Raw genomic sequence first — 14,462 nt, forward strand, 5'->3', positions numbered from 1 at the left:
GGTGGTGCTCCTAGCTACGACTGCGAGTCGCGGTACTGCTCGAGTTGACGGGGCCCGAAGGCGTCCGGGATCACCTCGTCGATGGTCTTGAGGCCGGAGACGGTGTCGAGCACCATCGTCTCGTGGGAGTGCTCGTAGAGCAGCTGGCGGCACCGGCCGCAGGGCATCAGCACGCCGCCGTTGCCGTCGACGCAGGCGAACGCGACGAGCTGGCCGCCGCCTCCCATGACGAGGTCGGTGACGAGCGAGCACTCGGCGCACAGGGTGATGCCGTACGAGGCGTTCTCGATGTTGCAGCCGGTGACGAGACGGCCGTCGGCGGTCAGCGCGGCGGCCCCCACCGGGAACCCCGAGTACGGCACGTACGCCTTGGTCATCGCCTCCCGGGCGGCCTGACGGAGCGCCTCCCAGTCGGTCGTCTCGGCGACGCTCACGACTTGACGTAGGGCTTGCCGGACGCGGCCGGGCCCCGGGACTGGCCGACGAGGCCGGCGACGGCGAAGATCGTGACGACGTACGGCAGCATGAGCATGAACTCGCTCGGCACCGGCGACCCGATCGCCCCGAGCACGTTCTGCAGGTTCGAGGCGAAGCCGAAGAGGAGCGCCGCGAGCGTGGCCCTGATCGGGTCCCAGCGGCCGAAGATGACCGCCGCGAGGGCGATGAAGCCGGCCCCGGCCGTCATCTCCTTCTGGAAGTTGCCCAGCGAGCCGAGCGTGAAGTACGCCCCGCCGAGACCGGCGATCGCGCCCGCGAGCGAGACGTTCCAGAAGCGGGTCGCGTTGACCTTGATGCCCACGGTGTCGGCGGCCTGCGGGTGCTCGCCGACCGCGCGGAGGCGCAGCCCCCAGCGGGTGCGGAAGAGCCCGTAGAAGACCACGGCGATCGCGACGTACATGAGGTACACGATGATCGTCTGGCGGAAGAACACCGGCCCGACGATCGGGATCTGGCTGAGCCCCGGGATCGGCAGCTGCGGGAACCGGACGCCCTGGTTGAGGGCGTCCGACTTCGTGAGGACCTGCGAGTACAGGAAGCTCGTCAGGCCCGTGACGAGCACGTTGAGCACGACGCCCACGATCACCTGGTCGACGATGTAGCGGATGCTGAAGACGGCCAGGACCATCGACACGAGCACGCCGGCCACCATCGCGGAGGCGAGGCCCACGTAGGCAGACCCCGTCGCCGACGCGACGACGGCCGAGACGAAGGCGCCGGCGAGCAGCTGCCCCTCGATGGCGACGTTGACGACGCCGACCCGCTCGCTGATGACGCCGCCCAGGGCGCCGAAGATCAGCGGCGTGCTCAGGGCGAGCGCGCCCAGGAGGAGGCCGGGCACGGGGATCCGGGCCCCGGCGCTGGTCCAGGTGAGGAAGGCGACGAGGAAGACCACGCCGAAGGCCGCGACGAGCCAGATCGGCACGCGCTTGGCCTGGAGGGCCAGGACGGTCGCGACGCCGGTGACGACGGCGAGCAGCACCGTCAGAACCGTCCCCGTCGCTGCCGAGGGCAGGACGGCGTCCGGCAGCTGGACGAAGTCCGTCGCGGTCGCGAGGCGGAAGGTGCTGTCGCCGTCGCGGGAGAAGCCGACGAAGAGCACGGCGGCGATCACCGTGAAGACGCCGAAGGCGATCGGGGCCTTCAGGCTCCGCGTCGCCACGGTCGAGAGCTCGGGCGACGGCGCGGCGGGCACCGCGGTGTCGGGGCTGAGGGTGCTCACTTGGTCACCACCGCCTCCTTGGTCGAGGCCTTGCGCACCGGACGGGCTCCGGGGGCGGGCAGGCGGAAGATGCTGCGGACGAGCGGCGGCGCCGCCACGAACAGGACGATGAGGGACTGGACGACGAGGACGATGTCGATCGGCACGCCGTCGGCCGCCTGCATCGAGTAGCCGCCGGCCTTCAGGGCGCCGAACAGGATGCCGGCGCCGAAGACGCCCCAGGGTCGCGACCGGCCGAGCAGGGCGACGGTGATGGCGTCGAACCCGATGCCGGCGTCGATGCCCGAGCTGAAGCCGGTCGTGAGGGTGCCCAGGACCTGGGTCGACCCCGCCACGCCCGCGAGCGCACCGGAGATGAGCATCGCGTACAGGTAGATGTTCTTGACGTTCATGCCGGCGGTGCGGGCCGCGTGGGGGTTCTCGCCCACCGCGCGGAACCGGAAGCCGAGGGTCGACCGGTTGATCAGCCACCAGACGACCGCGGTGATGACGACGACGATGACGAAGCCGAGGTTGAGGTTGTACCGCGAGCCGAAGAGGTCGGGCAGGATCGCCGACGGCAGCGTCGCGGGCGCCTTCGGGTTCGGGCTGCCGGGCGCCTGGAGCAGGCCCGGGGTGCGCAGCATGTAGGCGATCAGGTAGAAGGCCACGTAGTTGAGCATGATCGTGAGGATGACCTCGTGTGCGCCGGTGCGGGCCTTGAGCAGGCCCACGATGCCGCCCCAGACGGCACCGCCGGCGATGCCCGCGAGCAGGGCGAGCGGGAGGTGCACCCAGATCGGCAGGTCGAACGAGAAGCCGACCCAGCCTGCGGCTGCGGCTGCGATGAGGATCTGGCCCCGGGCACCGATGTTGAACAGGCCCACCCGGAACGCGAGGGCCACGCCCAGCCCGGCCGCGATGAGCGGGACCGAGTAGTTGAGCGTCTCGGTGAGGGGCCGGATGCCGGCCGCGAAGCCGTCGACGCGGAAGTTGTAGACCGCCCCCTGGAACAGGGACGAGTAGGCGGAGCTGACGGTCGTCCAGAAGGCCTGGAAGAAGTCCGCCGGCCGGCTGAAGAAGTAGCCCGTGGTCGCCTGGACGGCGGGGGTCGTGAAGGCGATGAGCACGCCGGAGATGACGAGTGCGAGCACGACGGCGAGGACCGAGATGGCCGCGTTGCCCGTCGTGATCTCGCGCAGGAGGCGCGAGCCCCTGTCGTCCTGCTTCTCCGGTGCTCCGGGCACCGGGGGCGCGGGCCTCTCCGGGGCGGGGGTGGTCGAGGGGGTGGCGTCGGTCACGCTGCCTGCTCCGTTCCGTGCGGCATCTCGCCGGCCATCATGAGACCCAGGACGTCTCTCGGGGTGTCGGCGGGGACGATGCCGATGATCGTGCCGCGGTACATGACCGCGATGCGGTCGGCGAGGGCGACGACCTCGTCCAGCTCGGTCGAGACGACGATGACGGGCACACCGGAGTCGCGCGTGGCGACGATGCGCTTGTGGACGAACTCGATCGAGCCGACGTCGATGCCCCGGGTGGGCTGGGCGGCGACGAAGAGGCGGAGGTCACGGCTGAGCTCGCGGGCGAGCACGACCTTCTGCTGGTTGCCGCCGGAGAGGCGACCGGCCGGCGTCGTGATGCCCTGGGTGCGGATGTCGAACTCCTTGACCTTCTCGACGGCGAACCGGGCGAGCTCGGCGAGCCGGAGGGAGCCCCGCCGGACGAAGGGCCCGGACTGCGAGCGGTCGAGCATGAGGTTCTCCGCGACGGTGAAGGCCCCGACCAGGCCGTCCTCGTTGCGGTCCTCGGGCACGAAGCCGACACCGGCGTCGAGGACGCGGCGCACGCTGTGCCCGGTGATGTCGGCGCCGTCGAGGTGCACTCGTCCCTCCACCCGGCTCTGCAGTCCGAGGATCGCCTCGGTGAGCTCGGTCTGGCCGTTGCCCTGGACGCCCGCGATGGCGAGGACCTCGCCGCGGCGGACCTCGAAGGAGACGTCGTCGACGACGACCTGCCCGATCGCGTCCACGACCCTCAGGTTCTCGACGACGAGCGCGGGCTCGCCGGGCTCGGCGGGCGACTTCTGCACGGTGAGCTCGACGGCTCGGCCCACCATGAGCGAGGCGAGCTCGGCGTTGGTGGCCGTGGGCTCGGCCTCGCCGACGACCTTGCCGAGCCGGATGACCGTGATGCGGCTGGCGACCTCGCGCACCTCGCGCAGCTTGTGCGTGATGAAGACGATGCCCGTGCCAGCGTCGCGGAGCTGGCGCATGATGCCCATCAGCTCGTCGGTCTCCTGCGGGGTGAGCACGGCTGTGGGCTCGTCGAAGACGAGGACCTCGGCGTCGCGCGACAGGGCCTTGATGATCTCGACGCGCTGCTGGACCCCGACCGGCAGCTCCTCCACGAGGGCGTCGGGGTCGATGTCGAAGCCGAAGCGGCCGGAGATCTCGCGCACCTTCGCACGGGCGGCGGCGAGGTCGAGGAGGCCGCCCGCCTTCGTCTCCTCGTGGCCGAGCATGACGTTCTCGGCGACGGTGAAGACCGGCACGAGCATGAAGTGCTGGTGCACCATGCCGATGCCGGCCGCCATGGCGTCGCCAGGGCCGGAGAAGTGCTGGACGACGTCGTCGAGCAGGATCTCGCCCTCCTCTGCCTGGTACAGGCCGTACAGGACGTTCATGAGCGTGGACTTGCCGGCGCCGTTCTCGCCCAGCAGGCAGTGGATCTCACCAGGCTCAACTGTGAGGCTGATGTGGTCGTTGGCGGTCAGTGCGCCGAATCGCTTCGTGATGCCCTTGAGCTCGAGCTTCATCGTTGATCTACCTCGGGTGTAGGCGTGGGAAGGGCCCAGGACGAACGGTCGAGACCGTCCGCCCCGGGCCCTCGGTCAGTTGATGCTAATCGATGCCTGACGCTGGGTGGTGCGAGTGCTGGTGCTGACGGGGCAGCGACTCAGCTCTTCGGTGCGGAGGGCGACTCGACCTCGATCGAGCCGTCGATGATGCCCGCCTTGATGTCGTCCAGCTCGCCCTGCAGGCTGCTGTCGACCTTGCTCTCGAAGTCGTGGAACGGCGCGATGCCGACGCCGTCGTTCTCGAGGGTGCCCACGTAGGGCTCGTTGGTGAAGTCGCCGTCGGCGGCGCTGGTCACGACGTCGTTCGTGGCCTGCTTGATGCCCTTCAGGACGGAGGTGAGGAAGAGGTCCGCGTTGGCCGAGTCGGTCTCGTAGGTGTCGGAGTCGACGCCGATCATGGCGATGTCCTTGCCCGAGTCGCGGATGGCCTCGGCGGCGCTCTGGTAGATCGGACCGCCCACGGCCATGATGACGTCGGCGTCCTGGTCGATCAGCGTCTGCGCGCTGGCCTTGGCCTGCGTGCCGGCCTCGAAGCCGCCCGTGAACGTGCCGCCGGACTGCGCGGCGACGTCCCAGCCGCCCGCGACCTGGACGTCGGCGTCCTTCTGCTCGTTGTAGTACTCGACGCCGTCCTGGAAGCCGTCCATGAAGATGGTCACGGTCGGGATCTGCAGGCCGCCCATGGTGCCCACGGTGCCGGTCGTCGAGTAGCTCGCGGCGACGTAGCCGGCGAGGAACGCGGCCTCCGACGTGTTGAAGGTGATCGGGCGCACGTTGTCGGCGTCGTTCGAGCTGTCGTCGATCGTCGCGAAGTCGACGTCGGGGTTCGCCTCGGCGGCGACGCCGGTGGCGTCGGCGAGCAGGAAGCCGACCGTGACGATCAGGTTGCAGCCGTTCGCGACGAGGCTGTCGATGTTCGAGTTGTAGACGGTCTCGTCGGCCGACTCGACGGTCTGGGGCGTGGCGCCGAGGGACTCGGCAGCCTCGGTGAGGCCCTCGTAGCCGAGCTGGTTGAACGACTTGTCGTCGAACCCGCCCGCGTCGGAGACCATGCAGGGCACGAAGTCGCTGGACGCCGATCCGCCGGAGGCGTCGTCGCCCTCGGGTGCCGACGCACAGCCGGCCAGGATGGCGACGGTGCTCGCCAGGGCGAGGCCGCTGTAGGCGGCCCTGCGCGCAGTTGTAGTCAAGGTGTCCTCCAAGGTGCAGCCCGACAGGGGAAGCCGGGCACGTATGGCGACAGGTTACCTACTGTGACGAGCGGGCCGGACCGCGGAGGCGGACCGATGCGGAGGCGTTACACGAACGCGACCACCTCGTAACGGCGCCGTAACAACGGGGACCGCCGGGGCGGCCCCCGGACGGCCCGCGGACCCGTCAGAGGACGTCGCTGCGGCCGCTGAGCTTGAGGGCGTCGACGACGCTCTTGACCCGCTGGGCGTTCGCCGTCGTCGTGACCAGCAGGGCGTCCGGGGTGTCGACCACGATGATGTCGTTCACGCCGATCAGCGAGATGAGCCGGCCGCTGTGCCCCACGACGATGCCGCTCGAGGCGTCGGACAGCACGCGGGCGTTCTCGCCGAGGATGGCGAGGTCGCTCTTGCGACCGCCCGAGTGCAGCTTGGCGATCGACGCGAAGTCGCCGACGTCGTCCCAGTCGAAGTCGCCGGGCACGACGGCGAGGCGACCCGCCGCAGCCGCGGGCTCGGCGACCGTGTAGTCGATCGCGATCTTCTCGAGGCCCGGCCAGACGGCGTCGACCACGGCGCCGCGCCTCGACGTGTCCCACGCCTCGGCCAGCTCCTCCAGGCCCGCGAGCAGCTCGGGCCGCGTCTCGCCGAGCTGGTCCAGGAGGCGGTCGGCACGGGAGATGAACATGCCCCCGTTCCAGAGGTGGTCACCCCCGGCGACGTAGCCCTCGGCGGTGGGGAGGTCGGGCTTCTCGACGAACGACTCGACCCTGCGGGCGCTCGGGGCTCCCTCGACGTCGAGCGCCTCCCCCACGTGGATGTAGCCGAAGCCGATCGCGGGCTCGGTCGGGGTGATGCCGATGGTCGCGATCCAGCCCGCGTCGGCGAGGGCGATGGCCTCGCGCACTGCGCGTCCGAAGCCGCGGACGTCGGCGATCACGTGGTCGGCCGCGAACGAGCCGACGATGACGTCCGGTTCGCGCCGACGCAGGATGGCCGCGGCGAGGCCGATGGCGGCCGTCGAGTCCTTCGGCTCGCTCTCGAGGACGACGTTGTGGTCGGCGAGGGCAGGGAGCTGCGCCTCGACCGCGGCTCGGTGGGCGCGGCCGGTGACGACCATGATGCGCTGCTCGCCGGCGAGGGGCGCGAGGCGGTCCCACGTGCCGCGGAGCAGGGTCGACCCGCTGCCGGTGAGGTCGTGCAGGAACTTCGGCGCGTCCGCGCGGCTGAGCGGCCACAGGCGGGAGCCGATGCCCCCGGCGGGGATGATGCTGTAGAAGCGGTCGGCGGCGTCCTGGGGGGTCATGTCGGCCACCTTAGCGATGCCGCGCTGCGAGCCACGGGGCACCCGTTCACCGCCCCGACACCCGCCCGTCACGGCACCGGCTCCGACCGGTCACGACCACGCGGCAGCCTGGTGCCACGCCGAGTCGAGGAGTGCCCATGCGGGTCGCCATCGTGACCGAGAGTTTCCTGCCCACCGTGAACGGCGTGACCACCAGCGTGCTGCGGGTGCTCGACCACCTCGAGCGGCGTGGCCACGAGGCCCTCGTCATCGCCCCGGCGGGACGCGGGCACGACTCCTACGCGGGCGCCCGCGTCCACCGCGTCCCGTCGGTCGCGTACCGCCAGTTCCCCGTCGGGCTGCCCGGGCCCCAGGTCGCCGGGGCGATCGCGGCCTTCGCCCCGGACGTCGTGCACGTCGCCTCGCCGTTCCTGCTCGGCGCCCAGGCCATCTCGGCGGCGGCCAGGCTCGGCCTGCCGAGCGTCGCGGTCTTCCAGACGGACGTCGCCCGCTACGCGGCCGCGAGCGGGCTCGGGACGGTCACCGAGGCCGTGGCGTGGCGGCTGGTGCGCCGCATCCACGACCAGGCGACCGTCACGCTCGTGCCGTCCACCGCCTCCCTGCGGGATCTCGAGCGGGCCGGCGTGCAGCGCCTGGAGACGTGGGGCCGCGGAGTCGACGCCCGCCGGTACCACCCGAACCGCCGTGCCGGCGCGGGCGCGTCGCTGCTCCGTTCGCGGGCCGGCGCGGGCCCGGACGACGTGCTCGTCGGCTACGTGGGCAGGCTCGCGGCCGAGAAGCAGGTCGAGCGCCTCGCGGCCCTCCGCCGCCAGGACGGCGTCCGCCTCGTGGTCGTCGGGGGCGGGCCCTCGCTGCCCTCCCTGCGGCGTCGGCTGCGACACCTCGACCCGCTCTTCACCGGCCCCCTGCACGGGGACGAGCTCGCGGACGCCTACGCCGCGCTCGACGTCTTCGTGCACACCGGCACGACGGAGACGTTCGGGCAGACGGTGCAGGAGGCGCACGCCGCGGGCGTCCCGGTGGTCGCGCCCGCCGCGGGCGGCCCCCTCGACCTCGTCCGCCACGGCGTCGACGGGTACCTGTTCGATCCCCGCCACGACCACTCGCTCCGACGGTCGGTGGGCACGCTCGTGGCCGACGGGGGCCGGAGGGCCCGCTTCGGCGAGGCGGGCCGTCGAGCCGTCGTGGGCCGCACGTGGGAGAGCGTCGGCGACGACCTGCTGGGCCACTACGACGAGGCCCGAGCCCACGTCCGCCGCACCACGGCGGCCCGCACAGCCGCGGGGACCGACCTTCTCTCGACATCGAAGTAGATCGGTCGTTCTTAGGCCCGCCTAAGCGGCGGGACGACGTGCCCCGCTCGTATGCTGGGACAGTTCTATGAACGCACACGGCGGACGCGGCTGTCCTCCCCCGGATCGCAGCCGACCGCCTCGTCCGCGAGGAGGGCCGCTCATGGCTGAGCAGTCGACGGGAACACTGGCGTCACCGGCAGGCAGGTCGGGCGGCTCGCCGACGCGTGTGCCCGAGCCCCGCAAGGGCGGACGCTTCGCCGGCACGCTCTACCGCGGCCGCGAAGGCATGTGGTCGTGGGTGCTGCACCGCATCACCGGCGTGAGCATCTACTTCTTCCTCCTCGTGCACATCCTCGACACGGCTCTCGTGCGGATCAGCCCCGAGGCGTACGACGCCGTGATCGGCACCTACAAGAACCCGATCATGGGCCTCGGCGAGACCGGCCTCGTGGCCGCGATCCTGTTCCACGCCCTCAACGGCCTGCGCATCATCCTCATCGACTTCTGGGCCCCGGCCACCAAGCACCAGCGACTCCTCTTCTGGATCGTGATCGGCGTGGCCGTGGTGCTGTTCGCCGGCTTCGCCCCCCGCCACCTGATGAACGTCTTCTCGGAGTAACGCGATGACCACTGAGACCGTCGAGGCCCCGCGCAGCGCGCGCACCGCCCGCCGCAGCACCAACTGGGAGAAGTGGGGCTGGATCTACATGCGCGTCAGCGGCGCCGTGCTGGTCGTGCTGATCTTCGGCCACCTCTTCGTCAACCTGCTCGCGGGCGAGGGCGGGGTCAAGGCGATCGACTGGGGCTTCGTCGCGGGCAAGTGGGCCAACCCCTTCTGGCAGGTCTATGACACGCTGCTCCTCTGGCTCGCGCTGATCCACGGCTCCAACGGCATGCGCACCATCGTGAACGACTACGTCGGCCGCCCCGCTGTGCGCCGCGTGCTGCTGGGGACGCTCGTCGTCTCGGCGGCCGTCCTGCTCCTCCTCGGCACCCTCGTGGTCTGGACGTTCGACCCGTGCCCGGCCAACGCGCCGGCCGACATGCTCCCGTCCATCTGCTCGGCCTGACCACCTCGGCGTGACGACCTCCGCCTCCTCGACCTGTCCCGCCGTCGGCACCACCGTCCCCCGGAAAGAACTGTGACCACTCCCTCCGCTCCCGCCTCGTCCGACCAGGACTCCGTCGTCGACGGCATCCACTACCACCAGCACGACGTCGTCATCGTCGGCGCCGGGGGCGCGGGGATGCGTGCCGCGATCGAGGCCGGGCCGAACGCCCGCACGGCCGTCATCTCGAAGCTCTACCCGACCCGGTCGCACACCGGCGCGGCCCAGGGCGGCATGGCCGCCGCGCTGGCCAACGTCGAGGACGACAACTGGGAGTGGCACACCTTCGACACGGTCAAGGGCGGCGACTACCTCGTCGACCAGGACGCCGCCGAGATCCTGGCGAAGGAGGCGATCGACGCCGTCCTGGACCTCGAGAACATGGGGCTGCCCTTCAACCGCACCCCCGAGGGCAAGATCGACCAGCGCCGCTTCGGCGGGCACACGGCCGAGCACGGCAAGGCCCCCGTCCGTCGCGCGTGCTACGCCGCCGACCGCACGGGCCACATGATCCTGCAGACGCTGTACCAGAACTGCGTCAAGCTCGGCATCGACTTCTACAACGAGTTCTACGTGCTCGACCTCATCATGGGCGAGGTCGACGGCGTGGCACGTCCGGCCGGCGTCGTGGCGCTCGAGCTCGCCACGGGCGAGCTGCACGTGTTCCAGGGCAAGTCGGTCGTCTTCGCCACGGGCGGCTTCGGCAAGATCTACAAGACGACGTCCAACGCCCACACCCTCACGGGCGACGGGGTCGGCATCATCTGGCGCAAGGGCCTCCCCCTCGAGGACATGGAGTTCTTCCAGTTCCACCCGACCGGCCTGGCCGGCCTCGGCATCCTCCTGTCGGAGGCGGCCCGCGGCGAGGGCGCCATCCTCCGCAACAGCGAGGGCGAGCGCTTCATGGAGCGCTACGCCCCCACCATCAAGGACCTGGCGCCCCGCGACATCGTCGCCCGCTGCATGGCCACGGAGATCCGCGAGGGGCGCGGCGGCGGCCCGCACAAGGAGTACGTCTACCTCGACATCACGCACCTCGACCCGGCCGTGATCGACGCCAAGCTGCCCGACATCACCGAGTTCGCCCGCACCTACCTCGGCGTCGAGCCGTACACGGAGCCCGTGCCGGTGCTGCCGACGGCGCACTACGCCATGGGCGGGATCCCCACGAACGTGCACGCCGAGGTGCTCAGCGACAACACCACGGTGGTGCCCGGGCTCTACGCCGCCGGCGAGTGCGCCTGCGTCAGCGTGCACGGCTCGAACCGCCTCGGCACCAACTCGCTGCTCGACATCAACGTCTTCGGCAAGCGCGCCGGCAACAACGCCGTCGAGTTCGCCAGGACGGCCGAGTTCGTGCCGCTGCCCGAGGACCCTGCCGGGTTCGTCCGCGGCCTGGTCGCGGACGTCCGCAACGCCACCGGCACGGAGCGCATCGCGACGCTCCGCAAGGAGCTGCAGGACAGCATGGACCGCAACGCCCAGGTGTTCCGCACCGAGGAGACCCTCGACGAGGTGACCCACGTGATCGCCGACCTGCGCGACCGGTTCAAGAACATCTCGGTCCAGGACAAGGGCAAGCGCTTCAACACGGACCTGCTCGAGGCCATCGAGCTCGGCTTCCTGCTCGACCTGGCCGAGGTCGTCGTGTACTCGGCGCGCTCGCGCCAGGAGAGCCGGGGCGGTCACTTCCGCGAGGACTACCCGACGCGCGACGACGAGAACTGGCTGGTCCACACGATGGCCTACCTGACGGGCGACCCGCACTCGTCGCTCGCGGGCGACCACATCCGACTCGACACGAAGCCCGTCGTGATCACGAACTACCAGCCGATGGAACGGAAGTACTGAGCATGAGCTCCGCAGTCCTCGAGAACGCCCCCACAGCCTCCGACGCCGTCCCCACCTTCACGGCGACGCTGATCATCCGCCGGTTCGACCCCGAGGTCGACGACGAGCCGCGCTGGCAGGACTTCGACGTCCAGGTTCTGCCCACCGATCGGGTGCTGGACGCCCTGCACCAGATCAAGTGGGAGCAGGACGGCTCGCTGACGTTCCGCCGCTCGTGCGCCCACGGCGTCTGCGGCTCGGACGCGATGCGCATCAACGGCCGCAACCGGCTCGCCTGCAAGACCCTGATCAAGGACCTCGACCTGTCGCAGCCGATCTACGTCGAGGCCATCAAGGGGCTGCCCCTCGAGAAGGACCTCGTCGTCGACATGGAGCCGTTCTTCCAGTCGTACCGAGAGATCCAGCCGTTCCTGATGGCCTCGTCGAAGCCGGAGAAGGAGCGCATCCAGAGCGCCACCCAGCGCGAGCGTTTCGACGACACGACCAAGTGCATCCTGTGCGCCGCGTGCACGTCGAGCTGCCCCGTGTTCTGGACCGACGGCCAGTACTTCGGCCCGGCCGCCATCGTGAACGCCCACCGCTTCATCTTCGACTCGCGCGACGAGGGCGCCCAGGTCCGCCTCGACATCCTCAACGACAAGGAAGGCGTGTGGCGCTGCCGCACGACCTTCAACTGCACCGAGGCCTGCCCGCGCGGCATCCAGGTGACCAAGGCCATCGCCGAGGTCAAGAACGCCGTGCTGCGCGGCAGCGTCGCCCCCGTCAGCTGACCGCTCGGGGACACGACGAAGGGCCCGGCACCACCTCGGTGGTGCCGGGCCCTCCTGCGTGTCGATCGTCGGCAGCCGGTCGTCTCGGTGGTCAGTCGTCCTCGACGATGCAGACGGCCTCGAGGCCGAGCGCCAGCCGGAGGGCCACGGAGACCCCGCGCTCGCCCTCGGCGCCGTGGGGCGCCACGGCGTCGACCCACCAGACGGGAAGGCGGACGGCCGGCGGGTCAGCGAGCAAGCGCTCGATCTCGCCCTCGACCGTGACCTCGTCGGAGCCGAAGACGGTGAGGACGGCGTCGCCGGTCGCGCCGAAGACCTGGAGCGCCGCTCCGCCGTCGATCTCGCGTACGCCGAGGGAGTCGTCGACCGTCCGTGCCGCGGTCGCGAGGTCGAGGGCGTCGACGACGTGCGGACTCAGGATCGTGATGTCACGGGGCACCGGGGGGCTCCTCCTCATCGATCTCGGAGTCGGACTCGTCGGTCTCGGCGACGGGAAGCCGGTGCTCGTGCAGCAGGTCGTGTTCGTCGAGGTCGTCCTCCCAGGCCTCGAGCAGCGGAGGCGAGACCATCTCGGCCAGGCGTTCCGGCCCGACGGCGTCGAGGGTGTCGTGCAGGGCGTCCCAGCCGGAGGTGGCCGCATCGCCGAGGGGCACGACGTAGGCCGGGAGGCGCGGGCGACCCACGACCGTGACCGGCCTGGGCACGGGGATCGTCGAGACCGTCAGGCCGAGCCGCTGGACCGACGGCGCGCCGATCAGCAGCACGACGGGATTGGGCGTCGGGTACGTGACCGCCCGGACGCTGCGGTCGGGCTCGCCCTCCCGAGCCACCACGAGGGCGAAGGTCGGGACGGAGGTGCGGGCGATCTCGGACAGCGCCTCCGTGAGGCGGTCGACCGCCGCGTCGACGGGGTCGGCGTCGCCACCGGAGGCGGCAGCAGCAGCGCCGGCGGGCACGGCGATCGTCAGCGCCGTCGTCTCCTCGATGCCGTTCTCGGTCACGCGGGCCGTGAGGGTGCCGGACAGGCCGGGGCCCTCGACGACCACGCGCACGAGCTCGGGTGCGGCGTGCCGTGCGCTCTGCGTGAGGACCCAGCGGTCCCAGGGCCTCCGCAGCGGCTCGGTCTCGCCCCACCTGTCGGGCCCCGCACCGGCCACGGCCTCGGAGAGCACCTCGACGGCCCCGCCCAGGGTCGTGTCGTGGTCGGGGCGGTGCAGCACCGTGAGGTCGACCGAGAGCTGTGCGATGGTGCCGACCGCCTCCTGGACGACGATCGGCTCAGAGGTGACCTCCTGGTCGTCGGGGGCGCTCGGCGGCCACCCCGCGGCGTCGAGGTCGGCGTACGGCGAGCCCGTCAGCCCGTCGCGGAGGTCGCCGTGCTCGTCGCGCACCGCCCAGGCGGCACCGGCGTGCACGAGAGCGGCCCGCGTGCCCACGGTCAGTCGGGAGGACTCCCCCGTCACGAGCACGATCCGGCGGCGTCCGCGACGGCGGGCCAGGAGGTCGGCGAGCGGCGCGCTCAGCCGCACGACGCGGGACCGGCTGTCGACCCGGACGACGCGCGCACTCACGGCGTCGATCAACGGGTGTCGGATAGGGGTGCCCACGACGACAAGTCTGCTCCCGCCCCCTGGACGGTGACCGGTCCGCGACCTCGCTCGGCCGGAAGAGGGCAGGAGGCGGCCCGTGCGAATAGTCTGTCGGTGCCGTCCGCGACGCCCGCGACGTCAGCACCGCTCCCGATCCCCGATCACGACCGAGAGGCTCCGACATGGACGTCGCCCGACAGCAGGACCTGCAGAACCAGATCGCCGCCCGCGTCGCCGAGTCGCTGGTCGACGTCGACTGGGCGGAGGCGACGCTGTTCCTCCTCCAGGTCGGCGAGGTCAGCCGCACCTGGCTGGACGCCCTCGACGCGGCCGGGAGCACGAAGCAGGACCTCCCCACGCCCGACGTCGAGGCACTGGGCACGCAGCTCCGCGAGGCGATGGCCGATCCGGAGCGCGGCACCTGGTTCTCGCTGGTGCTGACCCTGACGTCCGACGGTTCGTTCACCGCGCGCTTCAACGGTGAACGCCGGGTGTTCGACGACGCTGCGTCGCCGTTCGAGGCGACAGGCGACGAGGTCGTCCCGACCGACGCGGACTACGCCGCCGACCTCGCCCGCTTCCCCCGCGCGGAGAAGTACCGGCCCGAGTGGCTGTCCGGCGACGCCGCCCCGGCCGCGTCCGCGACGACCACTGCCCCCGTCGCGACAGCGACGACGACGAACGCACCGGTGGCCACCCCGCCCGCCGCGGCCCTGCCCGGCTCCCTGTCCCCGCTCGACGGCCGCTGGGGCTGGCCCGGGGTGCTCGCGAGCGTCGCACAGCAGACCGCGGC

Annotated in this window: 14 protein-coding genes; 6 read left to right on the forward strand and 8 right to left on the reverse strand. The window is 71.4% G+C overall.

The features are described from left to right. Positions 1 to 14 precede the first annotated feature (14 nt). From RWM17_RS00285 to RWM17_RS00310, 6 genes are all read right to left on the reverse strand, one after another. The gene (locus tag RWM17_RS00285) at positions 15 to 434 is read right to left on the reverse strand and encodes a cytidine deaminase (RefSeq protein ID WP_314100563.1); all 420 of its coding nucleotides are present in this window, start codon (positions 432 to 434) and stop codon (positions 15 to 17) included. Then, complete coding sequence (locus RWM17_RS00290; RefSeq protein WP_399539802.1) at positions 431 to 1,720, reverse strand: ABC transporter permease; 1,290 nt, start codon at positions 1,718 to 1,720, stop codon at positions 431 to 433. Before RWM17_RS00290 ends, RWM17_RS00285 begins: the two co-directional genes overlap by 4 nt. After that, positions 1,717 to 3,000 carry an ABC transporter permease gene (locus tag RWM17_RS00295; RefSeq protein WP_399539804.1) on the reverse strand — a complete coding sequence of 428 codons (1,284 nt, stop codon included), beginning with the start codon at positions 2,998 to 3,000 and terminating at the stop codon, positions 1,717 to 1,719. The genes RWM17_RS00290 and RWM17_RS00295 overlap by 4 nt, the downstream gene beginning before the upstream one ends. Next, complete coding sequence (locus tag RWM17_RS00300; protein WP_314100564.1) at positions 2,997 to 4,517, reverse strand: ABC transporter ATP-binding protein; 1,521 nt, start codon at positions 4,515 to 4,517, stop codon at positions 2,997 to 2,999. Before RWM17_RS00300 ends, RWM17_RS00295 begins: the two co-directional genes overlap by 4 nt. Positions 4,518 to 4,657: 140 nt before the next feature. After that, on the reverse strand, positions 4,658 to 5,749 hold the full coding sequence (locus RWM17_RS00305) for a BMP family ABC transporter substrate-binding protein (protein ID WP_314100565.1): 1,092 nt from the start codon (positions 5,747 to 5,749) through the stop codon (positions 4,658 to 4,660). Positions 5,750 to 5,936: 187 nt separating this feature from the next. Next, positions 5,937 to 7,055 (reverse strand): mannose-1-phosphate guanylyltransferase, encoded by a 1,119-nt coding sequence (locus tag RWM17_RS00310; RefSeq protein ID WP_314100566.1) that lies wholly within the window; start codon positions 7,053 to 7,055, stop codon positions 5,937 to 5,939. Positions 7,056 to 7,207: 152 nt separating this feature from the next. On the opposite strand from RWM17_RS00310, the gene RWM17_RS00315 reads away from it, so the two are divergent. From RWM17_RS00315 to RWM17_RS00335, 5 genes are all read left to right on the forward strand, one after another. Next, positions 7,208 to 8,368: a glycosyltransferase family 4 protein gene (locus RWM17_RS00315; protein WP_399539807.1), complete on the forward strand. Its 1,161-nt coding sequence runs from the start codon at positions 7,208 to 7,210 to the stop codon at positions 8,366 to 8,368. A gap of 142 nt (positions 8,369 to 8,510) precedes the next feature. Then, positions 8,511 to 8,969 carry a succinate dehydrogenase, cytochrome b556 subunit gene (sdhC, locus tag RWM17_RS00320; protein WP_314100568.1) on the forward strand — a complete coding sequence of 153 codons (459 nt, stop codon included), beginning with the start codon at positions 8,511 to 8,513 and terminating at the stop codon, positions 8,967 to 8,969. 4 nt (positions 8,970 to 8,973) lie between these two features. Continuing rightward, positions 8,974 to 9,420, forward strand: coding sequence for a succinate dehydrogenase, hydrophobic membrane anchor protein (gene sdhD / locus RWM17_RS00325; RefSeq protein WP_123546569.1), 447 nt, complete (start codon positions 8,974 to 8,976; stop codon positions 9,418 to 9,420). A 72-nt stretch (positions 9,421 to 9,492) separates the two neighbouring features. Continuing rightward, complete coding sequence (gene sdhA / locus RWM17_RS00330) at positions 9,493 to 11,310, forward strand: succinate dehydrogenase flavoprotein subunit (RefSeq protein ID WP_123546570.1); 1,818 nt, start codon at positions 9,493 to 9,495, stop codon at positions 11,308 to 11,310. A 2-nt stretch (positions 11,311 to 11,312) separates the two neighbouring features. Further along, positions 11,313 to 12,080, forward strand: a complete 768-nt coding sequence (locus RWM17_RS00335; protein WP_123546571.1) for a succinate dehydrogenase iron-sulfur subunit — start codon at positions 11,313 to 11,315, stop codon at positions 12,078 to 12,080. 91 nt (positions 12,081 to 12,171) lie between these two features. Here the strand turns inward: RWM17_RS00335 and RWM17_RS00340 are convergent, their stop codons facing one another. Both RWM17_RS00340 and RWM17_RS00345 read right to left on the reverse strand, forming a co-directional pair. Continuing rightward, the gene (locus RWM17_RS00340) at positions 12,172 to 12,519 is read right to left on the reverse strand and encodes a hypothetical protein (RefSeq protein ID WP_314100569.1); all 348 of its coding nucleotides are present in this window, start codon (positions 12,517 to 12,519) and stop codon (positions 12,172 to 12,174) included. Then, positions 12,509 to 13,687, reverse strand: a complete 1,179-nt coding sequence (locus tag RWM17_RS00345; RefSeq protein WP_314100570.1) for a DUF6177 family protein — start codon at positions 13,685 to 13,687, stop codon at positions 12,509 to 12,511. The genes RWM17_RS00340 and RWM17_RS00345 overlap by 11 nt, the downstream gene beginning before the upstream one ends. A gap of 164 nt (positions 13,688 to 13,851) precedes the next feature. On the opposite strand from RWM17_RS00345, the gene RWM17_RS00350 reads away from it, so the two are divergent. Next, the coding region (locus RWM17_RS00350; RefSeq protein ID WP_314100571.1) for a hypothetical protein at positions 13,852 to 14,462 on the forward strand (611 nt) is incomplete at its 3' end.

The organism is uncultured Frigoribacterium sp. (assembly GCF_963515265.1).
GTDB lineage: Bacteria > Actinomycetota > Actinomycetes > Actinomycetales > Microbacteriaceae > Frigoribacterium.